Origin of the sequence: Rhodococcus sp. PvR099 (assembly GCF_017833315.1) — a bacterium.
Taxonomy (GTDB): domain Bacteria; phylum Actinomycetota; class Actinomycetes; order Mycobacteriales; family Mycobacteriaceae; genus Rhodococcus_G; species Rhodococcus_G oryzae.
Genome location: NZ_JAFIBV010000001.1, coordinates 748,195 through 771,549 on the forward strand (window position 1 = coordinate 748,195; position 23,355 = coordinate 771,549).

17 protein-coding genes are annotated in these 23,355 nt (G+C 69.4%); 9 read left to right on the plus strand and 8 right to left on the minus strand.

The genetic code is table 11. The features are described 5' to 3' along the window. Window positions 1–23: 23 nt before the first annotated feature. From JOE46_RS03465 to JOE46_RS03485, 5 genes are read right to left on the minus strand one after another with little or no spacing between them, the layout of a single operon-like run. On the minus strand, window positions 24–965 hold the full coding sequence (locus JOE46_RS03465) for an HAD family phosphatase (RefSeq protein ID WP_097209919.1): 942 nt from the start codon (window positions 963–965) through the stop codon (window positions 24–26). 5 nt (window positions 966–970) lie between these two features. After that, window positions 971–2,509: an arylsulfatase gene (locus JOE46_RS03470; protein ID WP_097209918.1), complete on the minus strand. Its 1,539-nt coding sequence runs from the start codon at window positions 2,507–2,509 to the stop codon at window positions 971–973. Window positions 2,510–2,562: 53 nt separating this feature from the next. Continuing rightward, a complete protein-coding gene (locus JOE46_RS03475) occupies window positions 2,563–3,246 on the minus strand; it encodes a hypothetical protein (protein WP_097209917.1) in 684 nt (227 codons plus the stop codon). Window positions 3,247–3,299: 53 nt separating this feature from the next. Beyond that, window positions 3,300–4,940 carry an FAD-dependent monooxygenase gene (locus tag JOE46_RS03480; RefSeq protein ID WP_097209916.1) on the minus strand — a complete coding sequence of 547 codons (1,641 nt, stop codon included), beginning with the start codon at window positions 4,938–4,940 and terminating at the stop codon, window positions 3,300–3,302. Window positions 4,941–4,952: 12 nt separating this feature from the next. Further along, window positions 4,953–5,867: a DUF5995 family protein gene (locus tag JOE46_RS03485; RefSeq protein WP_209926235.1), complete on the minus strand. Its 915-nt coding sequence runs from the start codon at window positions 5,865–5,867 to the stop codon at window positions 4,953–4,955. Between the two features lie 87 nt (window positions 5,868–5,954). On the opposite strand from JOE46_RS03485, the gene JOE46_RS03490 reads away from it, so the two are divergent. The 3 genes from JOE46_RS03490 to JOE46_RS03500 all read left to right on the plus strand — a co-directional run bounded on the left by JOE46_RS03490 (window position 5,955) and on the right by JOE46_RS03500 (window position 9,197). After that, a complete protein-coding gene (locus tag JOE46_RS03490; protein WP_209926236.1) occupies window positions 5,955–6,983 on the plus strand; it encodes an Rv2578c family radical SAM protein in 1,029 nt (342 codons plus the stop codon). A gap of 58 nt (window positions 6,984–7,041) precedes the next feature. After that, entirely contained in the window at window positions 7,042–7,980 is a 939-nt protein-coding gene (locus tag JOE46_RS03495) for a hypothetical protein (RefSeq protein ID WP_209926238.1), read from the plus strand. Between the two features lie 83 nt (window positions 7,981–8,063). Next, the gene (locus JOE46_RS03500) at window positions 8,064–9,197 is read left to right on the plus strand and encodes an AI-2E family transporter (RefSeq protein ID WP_097209912.1); all 1,134 of its coding nucleotides are present in this window, start codon (window positions 8,064–8,066) and stop codon (window positions 9,195–9,197) included. Between the two features lie 31 nt (window positions 9,198–9,228). Here JOE46_RS03500 and JOE46_RS03505 read toward each other — a convergent pair whose 3' ends face one another. After that, entirely contained in the window at window positions 9,229–10,173 is a 945-nt protein-coding gene (locus JOE46_RS03505) for a neutral zinc metallopeptidase (protein ID WP_209926240.1), read from the minus strand. 151 nt (window positions 10,174–10,324) lie between these two features. On the opposite strand from JOE46_RS03505, the gene aspS reads away from it, so the two are divergent. The 3 genes from aspS (at window position 10,325) to JOE46_RS03520 (ending at window position 15,062) form a co-directional block, all read left to right on the plus strand. Beyond that, window positions 10,325–12,121 (plus strand): aspartate--tRNA ligase, encoded by a 1,797-nt coding sequence (gene aspS, locus JOE46_RS03510; protein WP_209926242.1) that lies wholly within the window; start codon window positions 10,325–10,327, stop codon window positions 12,119–12,121. A gap of 211 nt (window positions 12,122–12,332) precedes the next feature. Continuing rightward, window positions 12,333–13,520: a phosphotransferase family protein gene (locus tag JOE46_RS03515; RefSeq protein WP_209926244.1), complete on the plus strand. Its 1,188-nt coding sequence runs from the start codon at window positions 12,333–12,335 to the stop codon at window positions 13,518–13,520. Between the two features lie 24 nt (window positions 13,521–13,544). Further along, a complete protein-coding gene (locus JOE46_RS03520; protein WP_209926246.1) occupies window positions 13,545–15,062 on the plus strand; it encodes an NAD(P)/FAD-dependent oxidoreductase in 1,518 nt (505 codons plus the stop codon). Here JOE46_RS03520 and JOE46_RS03525 read toward each other — a convergent pair. Further along, window positions 14,981–16,660 (minus strand): alkaline phosphatase, encoded by a 1,680-nt coding sequence (locus JOE46_RS03525; RefSeq protein WP_257016989.1) that lies wholly within the window; start codon window positions 16,658–16,660, stop codon window positions 14,981–14,983. The two genes, JOE46_RS03520 and JOE46_RS03525, sit on opposite strands and share 82 nt — an antisense overlap. A gap of 152 nt (window positions 16,661–16,812) precedes the next feature. Next, window positions 16,813–18,489 carry an alkaline phosphatase D family protein gene (locus JOE46_RS03530; RefSeq protein WP_245221327.1) on the minus strand — a complete coding sequence of 559 codons (1,677 nt, stop codon included), beginning with the start codon at window positions 18,487–18,489 and terminating at the stop codon, window positions 16,813–16,815. A 181-nt stretch (window positions 18,490–18,670) separates the two neighbouring features. On the opposite strand from JOE46_RS03530, the gene JOE46_RS03535 reads away from it, so the two are divergent. From JOE46_RS03535 to ruvX, 3 genes are all read left to right on the plus strand, one after another. Next, window positions 18,671–20,071, plus strand: coding sequence for a replication-associated recombination protein A (locus JOE46_RS03535; protein ID WP_209926251.1), 1,401 nt, complete (start codon window positions 18,671–18,673; stop codon window positions 20,069–20,071). A gap of 101 nt (window positions 20,072–20,172) precedes the next feature. Continuing rightward, a complete protein-coding gene (gene alaS, locus JOE46_RS03540) occupies window positions 20,173–22,842 on the plus strand; it encodes an alanine--tRNA ligase (protein WP_209926253.1) in 2,670 nt (889 codons plus the stop codon). Next, window positions 22,839–23,348 carry a Holliday junction resolvase RuvX gene (gene ruvX / locus JOE46_RS03545; protein WP_097209905.1) on the plus strand — a complete coding sequence of 170 codons (510 nt, stop codon included), beginning with the start codon at window positions 22,839–22,841 and terminating at the stop codon, window positions 23,346–23,348. The genes alaS and ruvX overlap by 4 nt, the downstream gene beginning before the upstream one ends. The last annotated feature ends 7 nt before the right edge of the window (window positions 23,349–23,355 follow it).

Genomic DNA, 23,355 nt, shown 5'->3' on the forward strand with positions numbered 1-23,355 from the left:
ACGAAGCCTTTCCTACTGCCTGATCAGGTGACGGCCGACGAGAAGACGTTCGTCCAGTCGTTCTTCATGCTCACCACGGTCCAGTTCTTTTCTCGTGCGTGATCGAGGGCCTGCTCGGCTCCGGCGACGTAGTCGAACTCGCGGTCGGCGTCGTCGTGCAGGATCAACGCCCGCAGGGACGGGCGGTCGGGCTGCCCGGAGAAGGCGAGCATCGGCAGGTCGCCGTTGGAGTTGCCGACCGACAGGATCGGCCGTCGTCCGATCCGGCTCCAGATCCGGATCGGTTTCTCCGGTCCGTCGTCGAAGAAGTCCATCGCGCCCTTGTAGAGCAGGTCCGTCGCCTCCGCTCCCTCCCGGTACGAGAGGCCCAGGGCGCTGCCGATGATGCGTTCCGGCGGAATCCCGTAGAGCTCGCCCGCAACCGGGCGCATGAAGTCCCGATCGCCGCCCGACGCGATGTAGTTCGCGAAGCCGTTTGCCTCCAGGTAGCGCAGGAGCTCGACCATCGGCGCGTACCCACAGCCCCGATATGGGCGGCTGAGCGTGGGGTGGTCGGTGCCGGCGAAGAATGCCCGGACCCGAGCATCGTAGTTCTCGACCGTGACGGAATCGAACGCCTCGGTGACCGCGCCCATCAGCAGTCTCAGGTCGCCGTCGTCGCCGTGATAGTGCTTGACCATCGCCGCACCGAGCCACTGGAGGTCGTGCTCGTGGGCCGCCTTCCAGGGTTGCATCTCCTGGAGGGCGGGATCGCCTGCCGCCATCTCGGCGAAGCGCCGGACGGTGAAGTCGAGCTGGATGGGCATCGGCTTCTCACACCAGAGCGTGCCGTCGTTGTCGAAGACGGCCACCCGGTCCGTGGGTTCGACGAAGTCCGGGCCGCCCGTGGTGGTGACCCGCTCGACGAAGTCGACGATCGCGGCTCGGGTCGATCCGTCCGCCCAGGAAGCCAGGTGGTTCCCCATAGACGTCAGTCCTTCGCCAGGAAGGCGTGCAGCTTGGCCACCGCGTGGTCGATGGTGAAGCTGGCCGGCTCCTGCCGCGGCGGGAACTCCTTGAAGGTCTCGAGGAACTGACTGGTGATGAACGTGCCGTAGATGGCGATGTAGTCGTGGTCGAGGAACCAGTCCCAGTAGGTGTTCGAGGTGATGTCGGCGCGCTCGAACGGGTCGGTGCGCAGGTTGAACACCTTCGGTACCCGCAGGGCCGTGAACGGCTCCGCCCACAGCCCGAGGGTGCCCTTGGCCCGTTGCTCCATGAACACGATCTTCCAGTTGTCGAAGCGTATGCCCAGCACGTCGCAGTCGTCGGAGAAGTAGATCAGCCCCCGGCGCGGGGACGTCTCGACCTCACCGGTGAGGTACGGGAGCAGGTTGTAGCCGTCGATGTGCACCTTGAACGTCTTGTCGCCGACGGCATGCCCTGCCTTGAGTTGGTCGACGATCTCGGGTGCGCCCGCGGCGGCGAGGAAGGTCGGCAGCCAGTCGTGATGCTGGACGATCTCGTTGGACACACTGCCCGCGGGGATCTTGCCCGGCCAGCGGATCACCTCGGGAACCCGGAAGGCGCCCTCCCAGTTGGTGTCCTTCTCGCTGCGGAACGGGGTGGTCGCGCCGTCCGGCCAGGTGTTTGCATGGGGACCGTTGTCGGTGCTGTAGATGACGATGGTGTCCTCGGCGAGGCCCAGGTCGTCGACCGCGTCGAGCAGCCTGCCGACATGCTTGTCGTGATCGACCATGGTGTCGTGGTACGGCGACTGCCAGTGCCCGGCCTGCCCGAGGCTCTCCGGTTTCGTGTGGGTCCGCAGGTGCATGTGCGTGGTGTTCATCCACACGAAGAACGGTGTGTCGGCTTCCTTCTGCCGGGTGATGAAGTCGATTGCCGCGGAGACCGTCTCGTCGTCGATGGTCTCCATCCGCTTCTTGCTCAGCGGCCCGGTGTCCTCGATGCGTTGCTTCCCGACCGGCCCGTAGCGCGGATCGACCTCGCCCGCGTCCTCCTCGGTGGCCCAGGTATGCAGGACACCGCGCGGCATCATCACCTCGTGGAGTTTGGGGTAGTCCTGCGCGCTGGGGTAATCGGCGAGCTCGGGCTCCTCCTCGGCATTGAGGTGGTAGAGATTGCCGAAGAACTCGTCGAACCCGTGCACGGTCGGCAGGTACTTGTTGAGGTCACCGAGGTGGTTCTTCCCGAACTGCCCCGTCGCGTATCCGAGCGGCTTGAGCAGCTCGGCGATGGTGGGGTCCTCGGCCGACAGCCCGATGTCGACTCCCGGGATGCCCACCTTGCTCATGCCGGTGCGGTACACGCTCTGACCGGTGATGAACGAGGCGCGGCCCGCCGTGCAACTCTGCTCGCCGTAGGAGTCGGTGAACTTCATGCCCTCGTCGGCGAGGCGGTCGATGTTCGGTGTCCGGTACCCCATCAGCCCTTCGCTGTAGCAGCTGAGATTGGTGATACCGATGTCGTCGCCCCAGATCACCAGGATGTTGGGTTTGGTGTCCGCCATCGTTCGCTCCTCGCGTGTGCGGTCGGATGCAAAATGTCGCGGTTCCGACGCTGCTAGGGGCGCCCGTGATGCGCATCACCCGTCTCGGGTGAGAGTCGCCGCCGGGCTCGGTCCGTGGTGAGGATGTACGCGCTGATCAGGATGACCCACGCCGGGAACGCCAACGTCACCCACAGGCTGAAGCTGACGACCACCAGCAGGCTGAGCGCGAGCACATAGGTGATGATCGCCAGCGTCCGCGGCATCAGGCCGGTGCGCAGCCAGATGGTTCCCAGCGAGATCATGAACACCGCGGCCATCCGGACCTCGTAGACGTTGTTGATGTGCAGCATCACCTCGCGGCCGAAGTACATCAGCTCGCCCTCCGGGGCCTTCGATTGCCGGGAGACGGCGAGGAGTCCGCCCGCCAGCGCCATCGACACGCACATCATCGCGAGGAGCAGCAGCCCGCTGCCGAGGAAGACGGTGGAGAAGAACCGGTCCTCCAGCTCCCCGAACCGGTCGCGGACCACCCCCATGAACCACAGGAAGGCGATGCCTGCGAAGGGGGCTAGCACCAGGGCGATGGTGATCTGTGTCTGGCCGCGCAGCCAGGGGGACCCGGTAGCCGCCGGCAGCGAGGTGCGCAACAGCACGATGCTGGCCGCGAACAGGACGCCGAAGACGATCCCGGCGACCGCCGCGGCGCGCGGCGTGCGCAGCTTCCGGAACTCGGCCTCTCCCAGCGTGCCGGCCATGGGATCAATCTTCGCCGAAGTTCGGCCGAAGGACCAGCACTCCGTGCGACCGATCAGCGCAGGGTGCGCGCCAGGTTGTCGGCGAGACCGGCGAGGGTGACCTGGTCAGAGCGGTACCCGACGTAGCCGTCCGGGCGGACGAGGAACCCGGTTCGGTCGCCTGCGCCGTATCCGGCGGCGAACCTGCCGTCGGCGTCGCGCAGGATGATCCCCGAGACGGTGGGCAGCTCGACATCCCGGGCGACGATGACGTGGCTGCGCACCGCCAGGCCGAAACGGTCGGTCACCTCGGCGGCGAGCGCGCGCTGCGTCTCGGCGTCCCTGGCGTCGGAGGCCCACAGCAGCAGCGTGTGGCCTGGGTGACGGAACAGTTCGTGCAGACGGACCGTGAACGCGACGCTGTCCTGACGCAGGCCCGCGGCATCGGGCGCGCGATCGCCTGGGCGGGGGAGCGCATCGACCGTTCCCGACCCGGCCCCGACCAGCGGGCTCGTGGGATAACCGACGAGCAGCTGTGCCTCCCGCACGATCGCCTCGGCGGGGTCGGTCATGTCCGCGCCGATGCCCTCCCTCGAGCTCTTGACGGTGCGCCCCACCACCTCCTCGCCGACGGGGTGCCGCTCCTCGTGATAGCTGTCGAGCAGCAGTGGCGCCGCTGAACCGGTGACGGCCAGCGCCAGCTTCCAGCCGAGGTTGTATGCGTCCTGGACGCCGGTGTTCATCCCCTGCGCGCCGGTGGGCGGGTGGATGTGCGCGGCGTCGCCCGCGAGGAACACCCGACCGATGCTGTACCGGCCCGCCAGCCGGTGGCTGATCCGGAAGACCGAGGACCACCGCAGGCTGCTCGCGGTCGTCGGCTGAGGTGAGAGCCGGTCGAGCACGGCCTGCACGTGCCGTAGCTCGGGCCGTCGCCCGCCCTCGAGGCCGTGTGCGACCTCACCGGAATCCGGAGGCGCAGTGGCGAGTTCGTCAGGGACGAGCATCGAGATCCGGTAGCGCTTGTGTCCGGGCAGGGGGATGCAGACCAGCAGGTCGTCGGTGACGCCGTCGGTCTGATGCATGGCCCGGACGCCGTACCCGCCCGGCATCGTCCAGTCCACCTCGACGTCAGCGAGCATGTACTCCTCGGCGAAGGCGCCGCCCTCGAAGGAGATTCCCGATCCCTTGCGGACCAGGCTGTGCGCGCCGTCGCAGCCGACCAGGTACTGCGACTCGACCGTGAACTCGCCGAACCCGTCCCGGACGGTCGCGTGGACCCCGGCCGGATCCTGTTCGAAGCCGGTGAGTTCGGTGCCCCTGGTGATCTGGCCGCCGAGGCCCTCCAGTGCCTCGGCGAGGACCCGTTCGGTCTCGCACTGCGGGAGCGCGAGGAACCCGTACGGGATCTCGGTGGGCAGGATGAGGTCGAGCTGGGCGACCTCGGCGCCGTTGACGTAGACGAGCTGTCCGCGCATCGTGGTCGCCGCGTCGAGCGCGGGCCGGACCACTCCCATCGCGTCCCAGACCTCGACGGTGCGCGGCTGGATGCCGACGGCCTTCGCGTAGGGCGCGCGCTCGGTGAGACGGTCGACGACGATGACGTCGATTCCGCGCCTGCGCAGTTCCACCGCCAGCGTCAGCCCGACAGGCCCAGCCCCGACGATCAGGACATCGGTCGTCACGGGCGCCACCTGCGGTTCGACTGCCGAGGTCATCCCTGGATTCTGTCAGAGCCCGCCGAGTCGGGTGAGCAATTCGATCGCGCCGTCCGCGGTGGCCAAGAGCGCCTCCATCTCCGCGGTGGCGGCGGGCGCGGTCTGCGGATTCTGCAGGGCGAAACCGTTGGCCAGGGTGAGGGTGTTGTAGCCGCTGTCGGCGGCGCGCAGCAACAGTTCGGAGGCCACTCCCTCGCCCGCGATCCGGTCGAGACCCTCGCCGAGGAAGTAGAACCGCCACAGGGGGCCCAGATCGGCGCCGTACACGGCCTTCGTCCTGGCGACGATCGCGTCGCCGTCGGTGGCGATGGAGTCGACGATCTTGTAGTAGTCGGCGACGTTCCGCTCGGTGGTGCCGGTTGCGGCGACGGCCCGCGCGAGGTCGACCGTCAGGTGCGCGTTGTAGCCGATCATGGCGACCCGGGCGGGGGACAGGGTGCAGTCCCTGCTCAGTGCGAAGTAACGCTGCCATGCGGGTTCGGTTGGGGTGCCGGTGAACTCGGCGTGGACGTTGTCCAGGTAGCGGCGCAGCAGATCGGTGCTGATCGCGTGGGCCCATTCGGGGGTGACGAAGGCGGCCGGGTCGCGCTGCAGCGGCATGACGGCCCGTTGCACGACGGCGTCGAGTCCGATGCCGAACAGTCCGCGCCGGTCGCCGTGCGAGACCAGGATGTCGGATATCCGTTGCTGGCGGACCACCTCCTCCTCGAGTCGGTCCATCGACGAGGTCGCGGTGATCGTGGTGGTGTCGGACAGCGCGGCGACGGCGCCTGCCTCGGCGGCGGACAGCTGGGTGCCGCAGGCCGAGGCGGTCGCGGGATCGGCGGCCGCGGGCCGCGTGAGGGTGAGCGAGGCGAGGAGCGCGATCGAGGAGAGGGTGACGAGGCGGGAGACGGACGTGCGCGAGGTGGTCCGGCGCGGGCTCATCGCCGGAGTGTAACGACCGCGGTGCGGTGATGACGGTTGTCTGCGAGCGCACTTGACAGCACCTAGAACACGTGTTCGACTCTGTGTATGCGATGGCAGGGGCAGGCTCTCGACGCCGACGACGGCGCCCTTCCCGGGCTCGCCCGTGCCGGGCTCGTCCGCACAGTACAGACGCCCGAGTTCGAGGGCATCACGTTCCACGAGGTGCTCTGCAAGTCCGCGCTGAACAAGATGCCCGACGAGTCCACACTGCCATTTCGCTTCACCGTCAATGCGTTTCGCGGCTGTTCCCACGCGTGCCGATACTGCTTCGCCAGGCCGACCCACGAGTATCTCGACCTGGACGCGGGCCGGGACTTCGACAGCCAGGTCGTGGTGAAGACGAACGTGGCCGCCGTGCTGAGGCGCGAGCTGGCCCGTCGGTCGTGGAAGCGCGAGCACGTCGCGCTCGGCACCAACACGGATCCGTACCAGCGGGCGGAGGGGCGCTACCGGCTGATGCCGGGGATCATCGGAGCGCTCGCGGAGTCGGGCACGCCGTTCTCGATCCTCACCAAGGGCACCCTCCTGCGCCGGGACCTGCCCCTGCTCACGCTGGCGGCGCGGCAGGTTCCGGTGGGGATCGGGGTCTCGCTCGCGATCGGGGACCCGGACCTGCAGAAGGCCATCGAACCGGGCACGCCGTCGCCGAAGGCCCGGCTGGAGCTGATCAGGGCGATCGCCGACGCCGGATTCGACTGCAACGTGATGGTCGCGCCGGTGATCCCGTACCTGACCGACTCGACGCGGCACCTGGACGAGTTGCTGGGGGCAATCGCAGACGCGGGCGCGAGCGGGGTCACGGTGTTTCCGATGCACCTGCGCGGAAGCACCCGGGGGTGGTTCCTGAACTGGCTGGCCGAGGAGCATCCCGCGCTGATCCGTCGGTACCGGCAGCTCTACGGTCGCGGCGCCTATGTGACCCCGGAATACAAGCTGTGGCTGCGCGGCCGGGTCGCGCCGCTGGTCGAGAAGTACGGACTCGGTGGTGATTCGGGCCATCGGCAGGAAGCCGCGCCTGCACCCGTGCGCGAGCTGGTCGGGGCGGGTACTGCGCCTGCGCTGACGCTGTTCTGAGACAACGCCGAATCCTATAGTGGTAGCAGGGAAATACTCCTGCTTCAAAGGTCGGCATATGTCCGGGTGCGCTCGCTCGGGATGGGTTCGCGGGGCGATGGGCGCCGCGCTCGCGGTAGCGATCTGCGCGGGCCTGACCTCCGGTGAGACAGCAGCGCCCGGGTGGTCGGCCGCGCCCACCGGCCCGGTTTCGCGCTCCGAGAGCGACGGCCCGTGCGACCCGCTCCCCGATGCGCTCGCGTCCGCGGTCGAGGAGGCGGCGGCGGACGGCGACATCGTCGGGATCGCCTACCTGGACCGAGCGACCGACGTCTACCTCGGCGCGGGCGACACGGCAGTGAGATTCCCGGCGGCGTCGCTGACGAAGCTGTTCATCGCCGACGACTACCTGCATCGCATCGCGGCGACTCCGGCGGCGATCGACGGCGAGATGCTGGCGGGGGTCGTGTCGATGCTGGCCACCTCCGATGACGGCGCGGCCGAGCTGTTGTGGACGCTCGGCGGCGGCCCGGCCGTCGTCGAACGCGTAGCCGAGCGGTACGCGCTGTCCGCGACCTCGGCGGACGGTGCCTGGTGGGACACCAGCGTCACGGCCGCCGATATCGCCAGGTACTACGACGGCCTGCTCTCCGGGCGCGGCGGCCTCACCGAGCCCGCGCGGCAGATCATGATCGTCGGGCTCCAGGCGGCCGCGCCCGTGGCCGCCGACGGATTCGACCAGGACTTCGGGGTCCGGGCGACGCTGGAGCGGTGGGGTGGACCCGGGATCAAACAGGGCTGGATGACGACGGGGGACAGGACGATCCGGCATTCGACGGGGTTCGGGGGACGCGACCACCGGTACGTCCTGGTCGAGCTCGCGGCCCTCGACTCCGGGTCGCCATCCGTCGCCGACGACATCGTCAACGCCGATGCGAGTGCCAGGGCCACCGCGATCGTCGAGGCCGCGATGTCCGCGAGCATCACCGAGGCCACCGTCTGCGTCAGCACGCCGTGACGGCCGGTTTGGTGCCCGCGCCGGAACGGTCGGCGAGTACATTTCCGCTGTAGCGGCACGACCATCCGACCACGGAGTGTGCGATGACCGACGACAGCGAACCGAACGCACGGCAGGCGCCCGAACCCGCGGCCGATGCGGGCACAGCCACCTATCGCCGATGGCTGCGGACCGCGATCCTCTACGTTCTCCTCGCCGTCGCGGGCTACCAGGTACTCGGCTGGCTGCTGCACAACCTGCGCGGTTTCCTCGGCATGCTGTTCCTGGCATGGCTCTTCAGCGTCACCATCGAACCGGTTGTCGACTGGTTCGAACGTCGTGGATGGCGCCGCGGCGCGGGCACGGGACTGGTGCTGGTGTCCCTGCTGCTGTTCTCGATCGGATTCCTCGCGGTGTTCGGGGCGCTGCTCGCCGAGCAGCTGGCCCAGCTGCTCACCGCGCTGCCGGGGGCCGTCTCGCGAGTGACGGAGTGGGCCAACCGGACCTTCGACACCAACTTCTCGACCGGCGATGACCTGCTCAAGCTCACCCCGGACACCATTCGCGAACTGGCGCAACGCTTCACGCCGGGGGTGCTCGGGATCGTGTCGTCCCTGCTCGAGGTCGTGTTCCAGGCGATGACACTGCTGCTGTTCGTGTTCTACATGTCGGCGCAGGGCCCGGCGCTGCGCCGGACGATCTCGAGCTGGTTCCCGGCCCGGCAGCAGCAGGTCATCTCCACCGTGTGGGAGATCTCCGTCGACAAGGCAGGCGGCTACGTGGTGTCCCGATTGATCCTGGCGGCGGTGAGCGCCGTCGCCACCGGCATCTTCCTGATGGCGATCGGGGTGCCGTATTGGCTGCCGCTGGCGATATGGACCGGAGTGGTCTCGCAGTTCATCCCCACCCTCGGCACCTATCTCGCGATCGCGCTGCCCGCGATCATCGCCGCCGCGGCGCAGCCGATGGACGGGGTGTGGGTGGTGGTCTTCGGGACGGCGTACCAGCAGGTCGAGAACTACCTGCTCCACCCGCGCATCACGTCCAAGACCGTGTCGATCCACCCGGCCGTCGCCTTCGGCTCGGTGATCGTCGGGGCATCGCTGTTCGGCGCGATCGGCGCGCTGGTGTCCGTCCCCGTCGTCGCGGTGATCCAGTCGCTGGTCGAAACCTACGGTCGCCGTTACGAACTGGTCCACGATCGACAGGCCGAACGCGACGCGCCCGCCGCCGAGTAGGGGGGCGGGCGCGTCGGGACCGGTTCCTGGGTCAGCGTTGCGCCAGCGCGGCGGGGTTGTCCAGGTCGCGGGTCGCGTAGGTGTTGCAGGCGCTGACCTGCCCGGTCTTGTAGCCGGTGGCGAACCACTTCATCCGTTGCTGGGAGGAGCCGTGCGTCCAGCCCTCCGGATTCACCCGGCCGCTGGAGGCCTGCTGGATCCGGTCGTCGCCCACCGAGGAGGCGGCGGACAGGGCGTCCTTGATGTCGTTCTCGCTCAGCTTGTTGAGGAACGGTGCACCGCCGCCGGGGGCCGGCTTGGTGTCGGCGTAGTGCGCCCAGACTCCCGCGTAGCAGTCGGCCTGCAGCTCGGTCCGCACCGCGCCGGACTCGGCGCCCTTCGGGTCGGCCTGCGCCCGGCCGATGTCGCCGAGCTGATTCTGGATGTGGTGACCGATCTCGTGCGCGACCACGTATTCCTGCGCGAGCGGGCCCGCGCTCGAACCGAACTGGTCCACCAGGAGCTGGAAGAAGCTGGTGTCGAAGTAGGCGGTGGAGTCGGCCGGGCAGTAGAACGGGCCCACGTCGCTGGTGGCGTTGCCGCAGCCGGTGTTCACCGCGCCGGAGAAGAGCATGACGCCCGGCTGGACGTAGCGGACACCGGTCTGCTTCTGCAGTTCCTCGCCCCACACCGAGTCGAGGCTCCCGGTGGTGTAGACGACACGGCAGTTCACGTCGCGGTTCGCGTCCGCTCCGGACTCGCAGTTCTGTACTTCCGACAGCGAACCGGTACCCAGCTGGGCGGAGTCGGAGGCGCCGGTCAGTCCGCCGAGCAGCGAGCCCGGGTTGCCGCCGAGCAGCAGGGCCAAGACGAGCACCACCAGTCCGCCGAGGCCGCCACCGAGTGCGGCCTTGCCGCCCCGACCGCCTCCGCCGCGGTGGCCGCCGCCCACCGTCACGCGGCCCGAGTCCATCCGCGCACCCTCGTTGAAGGTCATCGTCATCGCTTTCGTTCGAAGTCGAGAACTGCGGATACAGCTTTACACGCGATCGCGTGCAAAGTTCCGACTGCGCGGTTATGTCTTATGAGTGTCTCTCCGTAGGATCGCACCAACTGAGAAGTCGCTGGATAACTGTGGAAGGAACCCCGTGCTGCGCACCCACCTCGCCGGCTCGCTGCGAGCCGAGCACGCCGATCAAACCGTCACCCTCACCGGATGGGTTGCCAGGCGTCGCGATCACGGCGGAGTGATCTTCATCGATCTGCGCGACGCCTCCGGGGTCGCCCAGGTGGTGTTCCGTGAGGGCGAGGTCGCCGAGCAGGCCCACCGCCTGCGCGCCGAGTACTGCGTCAAGATCACCGGCAGCGTCGAGGTCCGGCCGGAGGGGAACCAGAACTTCGAGATCCCGACCGGCGCGATCGAGGTCAACGCGACCACGCTCGAGGTGCTCAACGAGAGTGCCCCGTTGCCGTTCCAGCTCGACGACCAGGTCGGCGAGGAGGCGCGCCTCAAGCACCGCTACCTCGACCTGCGTCGCGAGGGTCCGGGTCAGGCGATCCGGCTGCGCTCCAAGGTGAACGCGGCGGCCCGCGAGGTGCTGGCGCACCACGAGTTCGTCGAGGTCGAGACCCCCACCTTGACCCGGTCCACCCCCGAGGGTGCCCGCGACTTCCTGGTGCCCGCGCGCCTGCAGCCGGGCAGCTTCTACGCGCTGCCCCAGAGCCCGCAGCTGTTCAAGCAGCTGCTGATGGTCGGCGGCATCGAGCGCTACTACCAGATCGCGCGCTGCTACCGGGACGAGGATTTCCGTGCCGACCGGCAGCCGGAGTTCACCCAGCTCGACATCGAGATGAGCTTCGTCGAGCAGGACGACGTCATCCATCTCGCCGAAGAGATCCTCACCAACGTGTGGAAGCTGATCGGCCACCAGATCAGCACCCCGATCCAGCGGATGACCTACGCGGAGGCGATGCGCCGCTTCGGCTCCGACAAGCCGGACCTGCGTTTCGGGCTCGAGCTCGTGGAGTGCATGGAGTTCTTCAAGGACACCACCTTCCGGGTCTTCCAGGCCGAGTACGTCGGCGCCGTCGTGATGCCGGGAGGCGCCAGCCAGCCGAGGCGTCAGCTCGACGGCTGGCAGGAGTGGGCGAAGCAGCGCGGCGCCAAGGGACTGGCGTACGTCCTCATCGGTGAGGACGGGGAACTGACCGGTCCGGTCGCCAAGAACCTGACCGACGCCGAGCGCGAGGGCCTCGCCGCGCACGTCGGTGCCAAGCCGGGCGACTGCATCTTCTTCGCGGCAGGCCCGACGAAGCAGATGCGCGCCCTGCTGGGCGCCGCCCGCGGCGAGATCGCCCGCAAGCAGGACCTCATCGACCCGAACGCGTGGGCCTTCCTGTGGGTCGTCGACGCACCGATGTTCGAACCGACCGCCGACGCCACCGCCAGCGGTGACGTCGCCCTCGGCTACAGCGCGTGGACCGCCGTGCACCACGCCTTCACCTCGCCCAAGCCCGAGTCGATGGACACCTTCGACACCGATCCCGGCAAGGCGCTGGCCTACGCGTACGACATCGTCTGCAACGGCAACGAGATCGGTGGCGGCAGCATCCGTATCCACCGCAAGGACATTCAGGAACGCGTCTTCAAGGTGATGGGGATCGACCACGAGGAGGCGGAGGACAAGTTCGGCTTCCTGATCGACGCCTTCTCCTACGGCGCGCCCCCGCACGGCGGCATCGCGTTCGGCTGGGACCGCATCACCGCGCTCCTCGCGGGTATGGACTCGATCCGCGAGGTCATCGCCTTCCCGAAGTCGGGCGGCGGAGTCGACCCGCTCACCGATGCGCCCGCGCCGATCACCCCGCTGCAGCGCAAGGAGTCGGGCATCGACGCCAAGCCGGAGCCCAAGAGCAAGCCGGAGACGGACACACCGGCCTCCTGACCGACCGGGAACCCGACCGGCCGCACCTGCGGGTGCCGGTCTGGTCGGGTCCCCGCAGGTGCGGGTCCGTGCTTCGCGGGCCAAGTCTCCATCAATTTTTCGTACGGATCGGTCTGTTTCTGCAGGTCCGCATGGCGCGTCCATCGGTAACCGACCGGACGGGCGACCGAGGGGGCCCGCTCCGGGGCCTGGGCGGGTAGGTTGGACGGCGATGACCGCACTATTGGCCGACCCCGTTTCAGAGGTAGTCGCAGCAGCCGAGCAGCTGCTGGAGCGACGTACCGGAGCTCCGGTCACCCTCGTTGACCCCATCGATCTGGGCGGCAGCGGCCGCACGGTCGTGCTGCGCGTCCGCTGCGCCGAGAATCCCTTCTCGCTGCCACGCACCTTGGTGATCAAGCAGGTCCGCGAACTGTCCCCGGAGGCCGAGGCCAGGCGCATCGCCGCCTACGCGGCACTGCCCGCCGACGAGCCGCGTGTGATGGACACCGCCTTCCTCCGCGAGGCCGTGTCGTACCAGTTCGCGACCGCGCTGGCGACCGACAGCAGGCCGGGCCCGGAACTGATCGCCTACGACCTCGACGCTCGACTGCTGGTGCTGACCGACCTCGGTGACGCCACCCCGATCGCCGAACTGCTCCAGCAGGCCGACGAGGCGGCGGTCACCAACTCGCTGATGGCACTGGCTCAGGCGATCGGCCGGATGCACGCCGCGACCGTGGGGCGCGAGGAGGACTTCACCGCGCTGCTGCGCCGCGCCGACGTGCCGCACTTCGGAAACAGCATCTCCGAGCAGGTGGTCGCGTCCGCCCCGAAGGTGCCCGCGTTGCTGCGCCGCGAGCTCGGCATCGAGGTCGGCCAGGACATCGTCGATCGCGTCGCGAAGGCCGCGCGTCTCTTCGACGGCGGCCGCTACCGCGCCTTCAGCCCGTCGGACCTCTGCCCGGACAACATCATCGTCAACGATGCCGGGGTGCGCTTCCTTGACTACGAGTGGGGCGGGTTCCGCGATGCGACGCTCGACATCGCCTACGCCCTCGTGTCGTTTCCCGGCTGCCTGTGCGGGGTCGAACTGTCGCCGGAACGCTCGGCGGCGATGGCCGAGGCCTGGCGCGCCGAGGTGGTCGGGATGTGGCCGCAGCTGGCCGACGACGAGGTGCTCTGCGCCCGGATGCTCGAGGCCCAGCTGATCTGGGTCTGGCTCTCGACCTACTGGTACCTGCCCGACGACCACGAGCGGATCGCCGCCGCCAGGGAGCACCACCTGTCGCTGCCGCGTTCGAAGGCGCTGATCGCGCGGTGGAACACACTCGCGTCCTGTGCCGACCACGCCGGGGCGCCCGACGTGGCCGCGCATGCCCGCGAGGTCGCGGAGCGGCTCGCGACGTACTGGGCGTAAGGACGTCAGTCGCGAGGAGGGCCGATGAGCTCGGCGCTGGTCGTCGGCAGCGGGCCCAACGGGCTCGCCGCCGCCGTGCACCTCGCGCGGAACGGCGTCGAGGTGCGGGTGCTCGAGGCGGCCGACACGATCGGCGGTGGTACCCGCTCCGGTGAGTTGACCGTTCCCGGTCTGATCCACGATCACTGCTCGGCGTTCCACCCGATGGGCATCGGCTCTCCGTACCTGGCCACGCTCGGCCTCGAGAAGTACGGCCTGACCTGGCGATGGGCCGAGATCGACTGCGCCCATCCGCTCGACAGTGGTGATGCGGGCGCCATGCACCGTTCGATCGAGGACACCGCGGCGGGGCTCGGTGTCGACGGGCAACGCTGGCGCCGGATGTTCGGTGACCTGGCGGACGGGTTCGACGCCCTCGCCGAGGACCTGATGCGCCCGGTGCTCGCCGTTCCGCGCCACCCGGTCCGCCTCGCGGCCTTCGGGCCGCGAGCGTTGCTCCCCGCCACCGTCACCGCGCGGTGGTGGCGAACGGAGAAGGCGCGCGCGCTGTTCGGTGGCGTCGCCGCGCACGCGTACTGCCGGCTCGACCGGCCGGCCACCTCCGCGGTGGGACTGATGATCACCGCCGCCGGACACCGCTATGGCTGGCCGGTGGCCGAGGGTGGATCCCGGTCGATCACCGATGCGCTCGCGGCGATGCTCGTCGAGCACAGCGGCACCATCGAGACCGGCGTGCGCGTGCGCACCTCGGCGGACATCCCGCCCGCGGACGTGGTGCTGCTCGACGTCGCGCCCGCGGGCGCCCTCCGAATTCTGGGGGACAGGCTACCGGGGCGGGTGGCGCGCGCGTACGCGCGTTTCCGCCCGGCGCCGGGTGCGTACAAGGTCGACTTCGCGATCGACGGCCACGTGCCGTGGACGAACCCCGCCTGCCGCAGGGCAGGAACTGTTCACCTCGGTGGCGACTTTGCCGAGATCGCGGCCAACGAGCGTCTGGTCGGTTCGGGAGTGATGCCGCGGCGCCCGTTTGTCCTCGTCGGGCAGCAGTACCTCGCCGACCCCACGCGATCACGGGGCGATGTGCATCCCCTGTACGCGTATGCCCATGTGCCGCACGGATACCCGGGCGATGCGACGGAGGCGGTGATCGCGCAGATCGAGCGTTTCGCGCCGGGATTCCGCGACCGGATCATCGCGACCGACGTCGCCGGGCCCGCCCGGTTGGCCGAGGACAATCCGAACCAGGCCGGGGGCGACATCATCGGCGGCGCGAACAGCGGACCTCAGGTGGTGTTCCGGCCGCGGACTGCGCGTGACCCGTACGACACCGGTGTCGAGGGGACCTTCCTCTGCTCCGCCTCGACCCCGCCTGGCGCGGGTGCACACGGGATGTCCGGGTACAACGCGGCCCGGTCCGCCCTGCGTCATCTGCGCAGGGTGGACTCAGCGCCTCGGGGTGCTCAGGCGCCGGGCCGGTACGAGGCGGGGTCGAGCGGTGCGCCGACCGGGAGCGTGCGCTGGGCACCGTCCGCCACCCGGTAACTCACCGCGTGGCGCACGGTCGCGTTGGGGTCGATCGGGTCGCTGACGTAGAACCAGTCCATCTGCGAACCGGCCGTCGCGATCTCGAACACGCCGTAACCGTGGGAGTCGAGTTCGACGTACCGGACGTGCCGGTTGACCGCCTTGAACCCCTCCTCCGCCGCGACGCTGACGGTCCGCGGCGGCACGCCGAGCGTCTCGTCGATGTTCGGGGAGGTCACCGACGGCACCACGAATTCGGTGCCCACCGTGGCGCCGCCCGGGTAGTTCGCGGCGTCGATCGGCAGGTCGCATGCCCAGGACGTGTGGATGTCACCGGTCAGGAAGACCGTGTTGTCGACACCCGCGGTCGTGATCGAGTCGAACAGCCGGCGTCGGTCGGCGGAGTAGCCGTCCCACTGGTCGGTGTTGTACGGAACACCCGCATCGGGCAGCCCGACCATGTCGGTGAGCGCCGCGGTGGTCTTGGTGTCCAGTGGCGGGAACAGGCAGGGCGCGATCATCACCGGGTTGCCGACCACCTTCCACTGGGTCGGTGACGACACGATGCCCTTGGTGAGCCAGTCCATCTGGGCGCGGCCGGTGATGGTCCGGTCGGGGGAGTCCACCTTGCGCCAACCGGCCCCCGACGAGGCCGGCTCGTCGCGGTAGGTGCGCAGATCGAGCATCGAGATCTCCGCCAGGTTGCCGAACCGGAAGCGCCGGTACAGCGTCACCTCGGTGCCGGACCCGGTCACCCGCACCGGCATCCACTCGAAGTAGGCCCGTGCGGAACTGGCCTTGCGGGTGGCCCAGTCGCCCTCGGTGGCAGGGTTGTGGTTTTCCGCGCCGCCGTCGAAGGAGTTGTCCGCGGACTCGTGATCGTCCCAGGTCGCGATGAACGGCAGCTTCGCGTGCAGGGCCATCAGGTCAGGGTCGGTCTTGTACTGGGCGTGCCGGATCCGGTAATCGGCGAGGGAGACGATCTCGTGCGCCGGCTCGTGCGGCCGGACGGCTCCGTTGCGGCCACCGTACTCACCGCGACCGTATTCGTAGATGTAGTCGCCGAGGTGCAGGATCGCGTCCAGGTCCTCGCGCTGCGCGAGGTGGCGGTATGCGCCGAAGTAGCCTGCCTCCCAGTTGGAGCAGGACACCACGCCGAAGCGCAGCCGCGCCAGATCCGCGTCGTTTGCCGGTGCGGTCCTGGTGCGTCCGACGGGGGAGACCTGGCCGCCGACCGCGCCGCCACGGGCGGTGAAGCGGTAGTGGTAGTAGGTGGCGGGCTTGAGGCCGGTGACGTCGACCTTCGCGGTGTGGTCGGAGTCGGCGCCCGTGGTGACGGTGCCGCTGCGCACGACCGAGGAGAAGTCGGGGTCGGTGGCGACCTGCCACTCCAGCGAGATCGACGGTCCCGCACCGGATCCGGGCTGCGCGTCGGCGGACGGGGTGACGCGGGTCCAGATGATGACCCGGTCGGGGAGCGGGTCTCCTGAGGCGACGCCGTGCACGAAGCCGACGGCGGGCGCGCCGGGTGCGGCGGCGGCGGTGCCCGCGGCCACAACGGTGATGCCCACACCCGCGAGCGCGGCCGAACTCTTCAGCAGGGTGCGCCTGCTCACGCTGGGCAGGGTGGTGTGGTCGGGAAGGCAGTTGTCAGACACCCGAGCATCACAGCCGAACATGGACGCGTGTTCAAACTGCAACGGGGTCGATCGCCCAATGTTCATCTGACGTTCGTCCTCGTGTCGTTCGGATGCGGGCGGTCGCGAGCTCATGCGCCCGGACGGTGGGCGGCGGGGTCGAGCGGTGTGCCTACCGGGACCGTGCGCTGGGTGCCGTCCGCGACCCGGAAGCTCGCCCCATGGCGCACGGTCGCGCGGGGGTCGATCGGATCGCTGATGTAATACCAGTCCATTTGCGAACCGGCGGTGGCGATCTCGAACACCCCGTATCCGTGCGAGTCGAAGTCGAGGTACCGGATATGCCGGTTGACCGCCTTGTACGCCTCCTCCACCGCGAGGCTGGCGGTGCGGGGCGGCACCCCAAGCGAGTCGTCCATGTTCGGGGAGGTCACCGACGGCACCACGAGTTCGGTGCCGATCGTGGGGCCCGCCGGGTAGTTCGCGGCGTCGAGCGGCAGGTCGCAGGCCCAGGAGGTGTGGACGTCGCCGGTCAGGAAGACCGTGTTGGCGACACCCGCCTCGGCGATCGCGTCGTACAGGCGGCGGCGGTCGGCGGCGTAACCGTCCCACGAGTCGGTGCCGTAGGGAATGCCCTCGGCGGGGAGTCCGAGTATCTCGGTGAGCGCCGCGGTGGTCTTGGTGTCCAGCGGCGGGACCAGGGTCGGCGCGATCATCACCGGATTGCCGACCACCTTCCACTGCGTCGGCGAGGACACGATGCCGTTGGCGAGCCAGTCCATCTGGGCACGGCCGGTGATGGTCCGGTCGGGGGAGTCCACCTTGCGTCCGGCAGTGGCGGTGGTCTGCTCGTCGCGGTAGGTGCGCAGGTCGAGCATGGAGATCTCCGCGAGGTTGCCGAACCGGAAGCGCCGGTAGAGCGTCACCTCGGTGCCGGACCCGGTGGGCCGCACCGGCATCCACTCGAAGTAAGCCCGGGTGGAATTGGCCTTGCGGGTGGCCCAGTCGCCCTCGGTGGCGGGGTTGTGGTTCTCGGCGCCGCCGTTGAACGAGTTGTCCGCCGACTCGTGGTCGTCCCAGGTCGCGATGAACGGCACCCGTGCGTGCAGCGCCATCAGGTCAGCGTCGGTCTTGTGCTGGGCGTGCCGGATCCGGTAATCGGCGAGCGAGACGATCTCGTGCGGCGGATCGGTGGGCCGGACCGCACCGTTGCGGCCTCCGTACTCGCCTCGGCCGTACTCGTAGATGTAGTCACCGAGATGCAGGACCGCGTCCAGGTCCTCGCGCTGGGCCAGGTGGCGGTAGGCGGAGAAGAACCCGGCCTCCCAGTTGGAACAGGACACCACGCCGAAGCGCAGCCGCGCCAGGTCGGCATCGTTGGCGGGTGCGGTGAGGGTGCGTCCGACGGGGGAGACCTGGCCGGCGACCGCACCCCCGCGGGCGGTGAAGCGGTAGTGGTAAGCGGTCGAGGGCTTCAGGCCGATGACGTCGACCTTCGCGGTGTGGTCGGAGCCGGCGTCCGCGGTCACCGTGCCGCTGCGCACGACCGAGGCGAAGCCGGGGTCCGTCGCGACCTGCCAGTCCAGTGCGACCGCCTCTCCAACACCGGAGCCGGGCTGCGCGTCGGCGGACGGTGTGACGCGGGTCCAGATGATGACCCGATCGGGGAGCGGGTCTCCTGATGCGACGCCGTGCGCGAAGCCGATGGCGCCCGCGCCGGGCGCCGCGCTTGCGGTGCCCGCGGCCGCGACGGTCAGGCCAACGCCCGCGAGCGCGGCCGAACTCTTCAGGAGGGTCCGCCTGCTCAGGCTCGGCAGGGTGGTGCGGTCGGGAAGCCAGTTGTCAGACACCCGAAGATCACAGCCGAACTTGGACGTGTGTTCAACACGTGGCGGGCCTGACGGTCGGATGTTCATCTGACGTTTACTGCCTTGTCGTCCCGGCGCGGTCGGAGGCATCCGCGTCGGTGCCCTTTAGTAGCGTCGACACGTGAGCGATTGGCTGGGATCAACCGACGGTGGCGCGGACACGGGGCTGTTCGCCGCCCCGGGGGAACCCGCGGATCAGGTGGGGCCGGTGACAGCGGGCCTGCCGTCAGTGCGCCCGGACGCGCCGCTCGCGGTCCGAATGCGGCCGGTGAGCCTCGACGAGGTGGTGGGGCAGGGACACCTGCTGGGACCCGGCGCGCCACTGCGCAGGCTCGTGGACGGCTCGGGCGCGGCGTCGGTGATGCTCTACGGCCCGCCCGGCACCGGCAAGACCACCCTCGCCTCCCTGATCTCGCGGGCGACCGGCCGTCGGTTCGAGGCGTTGTCCGCGCTGTCGGCGGGCGTCAAGGACGTCCGCGCGGTGATCGACCTGGCCCGCAGGCGGCTCACCGCGGGTGAGCAGACCGTGCTCTTCATCGACGAGGTGCACCGATTCTCCAAGACCCAGCAGGACGCGCTGCTGGCCGCGGTGGAGAACCGGATCGTGCTGTTGGTCGCGGCCACGACCGAGAACCCCTCGTTCTCTGTCGTGTCGCCGCTGCTGTCCCGGTCGCTGGTCCTGCAGTTGCACTCGCTCACCGAGGCCGACATCCGCGCGCTGCTCGACCGGGCCGTCGCGGATCAGCGGGGGCTGGGCGGTTCGGTCAGCCTGACCGACGACGCGCGCGACCATCTCGTGCGGCTGGCGTCGGGCGACGCCCGGCGTGCCCTTACCGCGCTGGAGGCGGCCGCGGGCGCCGCGCTCGATTCGCCTGCCGAGGACGGGTCGGTCGTGGTCGACCTCGAGACCGTCGAGGCGAGTGTCGACAAGGCGGCCGTGCGCTACGACCGGGACGGCGACCAGCACTACGACGTGATCAGCGCGTTCATCAAGTCGATCCGCGGCTCGGACGTGGACGCCGCGCTGCACTACCTGGCCCGGATGATCACCGCGGGCGAGGATCCACGCTTCATCGCACGCCGACTGGTGGTGCACGCGAGCGAGGACATCGGCATGGCCGATCCGACCGCACTGCAGACCGCGACCGCGGCCGCGCAGGCCGTCCAGCTCATCGGCATGCCGGAGGCCCGGCTCGCCTTGGCGCAGGCCACGATCCACCTGGCTACCGCGCCGAAGTCGGGAGCGGTGATCGCCGCCCTCGGCGCGGCCATGGCCGACGTGTCCGCGGGGAAGTCGGGGCTGGTGCCGCCGCACCTGCGGGACGGTCACTATGCCGGCGCCGAGAAGCTGGGCAACGCGGTCGGGTACCGCTACCCACACAACGCCGCCGACGGCGTGTTGCCGCAGCAGTACCCGCCGGACGAGTTGGTCGGCGTCGACTACTACGAGCCGACCGGGCACGGCGCCGAGCGCGAGATCGCGGCGCGGGTGGGCAAGTTGCGACGGATCGTGCGGGGTTGACGCGGCCCCGAGCGCTGCGCACCCCGTCATCCTCGGCACGTTAAGCTGGATATTCATCTCCAGATGCCCATGACGTATGCCCATGAAGTAAGGACCGGTTAGTGCAGACCCACGAGATCCGCAGGCGATTCCTCGACCACTTCGTCAAGGCGGGTCACACCGAGGTGGCCAGTGCGTCGTTGATCTTCGACGACCCGAACCTGTTGTTCGTCAACGCCGGCATGGTGCAGTTCAAGCCGTTCTTCCTCGGCCAGCAAGCCCCGCCGTACCAGCGCGCGACGAGCGTGCAGAAGTGTGTGCGCACCGGCGACATCGAGGAGGTCGGTGTCACCACCCGCCACAACACCTTCTTCCAGATGGCGGGCAACTTCTCGTTCGGCGACTACTTCAAGGAGGGCGCCATCACGCTCGCCTGGGAGCTGATCACCAAGCCGCTGGACCAGGGCGGATACGGAATCGACCCCGAGCGCATCTGGGTGACCGCCTACGAGAAGGATCCCGAGGCGGCGGAGATCTGGCGTCGCGTCGCCGGAATCCCCGAGGAGCGCATCCAGTTCCGCGACGGCAAGGACAACTACTGGGACATGGGTGTGCCCGGCCCTGGCGGACCGTGCTCGGAGATCTACTACGACCGCGGCCCCGAGTTCGGCAAGGAGGGCGGACCGATCGTGGACGAGGACCGCTACCTCGAGATCTGGAACCTCGTGTTCATGCAGGACGTTCGCGGTGAGCTGAGCCCGAAGCTCGGTCACCAGCCGGTCGGCGTGCTCCCGAAGAAGAACATCGACACCGGCATGGGCGTCGAGCGGGTTGCTCTGGTCCTGCAGGGCGTCGACAACGTCTACGAGACCGACCTGGTGCGACCGGTCATCGCCAAGGCCGAGGAACTCACCGGGCGCCCATATGGAGCGGGCAGCCACGAGGACGACGTCCGCTTTCGTGTCATCGCCGACCACGCGCGCACCGCTGCGATGCTGATCGGCGACGGCGTCAACCCCGGCAACGACGGCCGCGGCTACGTGCTGCGCCGCCTGCTGCGCCGCATCGTCCGCTCCGCCAAGCTGCTCGGCGCCGAGCAGCCGAGCATGCGCGAGTTCATCACGGTCGTGCGCGACACCATGGCGCCGTCCTACCCGGTACTCGACACCGACTTCGAGCGGATCCTCACTGTCGCGGTCGGCGAGGAGGCGGCGTTCCGTCGCACCCTGGTCTCCGGCGAGAAGCTGTTCGAGACGGCGGCCGATGAGGTCAAGACCGCGGGCAAGAAGGTGATCGCGGGCAGCGAGGCCTTCGCCCTGCACGACACCTACGGGTTCCCGATCGACCTGACCCTGGAGATGGCGTCCGAGGCAGGCCTGTCCGTCGACGAGGACGGCTTCCGCGCCCTGATGGCCGAGCAGCGGCAGCGGGCGAAGGACGACGCGCGGGCGCGCAAGCAGTCGCACGCCGACCTCACCGTCTACAAGGAGTTCGTCGACCGCGGCGAGACCGAGTTCACCGGCTTCGCCGAGCTGACCTCGGAGGCCACCGTGCTGGCGCTGATCTCCGACGGCGTCCGGATCCCCACCGCGACCGTGGGCCAGGACGTCGAGGTCATCCTCGACCGCAGCCCGCTCTACGCGGAGGCGGGCGGCCAGATCGCCGACATCGGCGTGATCACCGGACCCGGGCTGCGGGTGCGGGTGCGCGACGTGCAGAAGATCGCGAAGAAGCTGTGGGTGCACAAGGTCACCGTCGAGGAGGGCCAGATCACCGAGGGTGACGCCATCCTCGCGCAGGTCGACGCCAACTGGCGGGCGGGCGCGACCCAGGGTCACTCCGGTACCCACATGGTGCACGCCGCGCTGCGACAGGTGCTGGGCCCCAACGCCGTTCAGGCCGGATCGCTGAACAAGCCCGGCTACCTGCGGTTCGACTTCTCGTGGCAGGGCCAGCTGTCGGAGGCCCAGCGCAACGACATCGAGGCCGTCGCCAACGAGGCCGTCACCGCCAACCACCCGGTCAACACGTTCGTCACCGACCTGGCCAAGGCCAAGTCGATGGGCGCGATGGCGCTGTTCGGCGAGAACTACGGCGACGAGGTCCGGGTGGTCGAGATCGGCGGACCGTTCTCGATGGAGCTGTGCGGCGGCACCCACGTCGCGCACTCCTCGCAGATCGGGCCGGTCACGCTGCTCGGTGAGTCCTCCGTCGGCTCCGGCATCCGGCGCGTGGAGGCCTTCGTCGGCCTCGACTCGTACCGGTACCTGGCCAAGGAACGCGCGCTGCTCGCTGGTGTCGCGACGGCGCTGAAGGTGCCCTCCGAGGAGGTGCCAGGGCGCGTGGAGCAGCTGGTGGAGCGGCTCAAGGTGGCCGAGAAGGAACTCGAGCAGACCAAGGCGGCCGCGGTGCTGGCAGGCGCGGGCGCGTTCGTGGAGCGGGCCGAGCGGATCGGCGGGCTGCTGCTGGTCGCCGAGCAGGCCCCCGACGGCGTCGCGGGCAACGACCTGCGCACCCTCACCACCGATGTGCGCGGCCGGTTCGGGACCGAGCCCGCCGTGGTGGTCCTGATCGGATCCGCCGACGGCAAGGTGCCGTTCGTGGTGAGCGCCAACAAGGCCGCGCAGGACCTCGGCGTCAAGGCCGGCGACCTGGTGGCCGCGTTCGGTCCGAGCATCGGCGGCCGCGGCGGCGGCAAGCCGGAGATGGCCCAGGGTTCGGGCAGCGACGCGTCGGGCATCCCCGCCGCGCTCTCGGCAGTGCGCGCCCGCGTCGCCGAGATCGCCGGGTGAGCGAGGCCGATCAGCCCGGCGACCAGGGGCGGGGTCGCCGGATCGGGGTCGATGTGGGCAGCGTCCGGATCGGTGTCGCCGCCAGCGATCCGGACGGGATCCTGGCCACGCCGGTGGAGACCGTGGCGCGGGCCAAGTCCCGCGCCGACCGGTCGGACATCGAGCGACTCGCCGCGATTGTCGCGGAATACGAGGCCGTCGAGGTTATCGTCGGATTACCGCGAACCCTGAGGGGGGAGAGCGGAACCGCGGCCGGACTCGCCTCGAAGTTCGCCGCGCAGCTCCGGGATCGGTTGGCGCCCATCCCGGTTCGCATGACCGACGAACGCTTCACGACGGTGACCGCGTCCAGGGCCCTTCGCGAGAGCGGGGTCAAGGCGAAGGGGCAGCGGTCTGTGATCGACCAGGCCGCGGCCGTGGCGATCTTGCAAGGATGGTTGGACCAGCGCAGCAGGGAACTGCACTCGGAGCAGGCCCTGCCCTCACAGATGGAGGACGGCGAGTGACCGATAC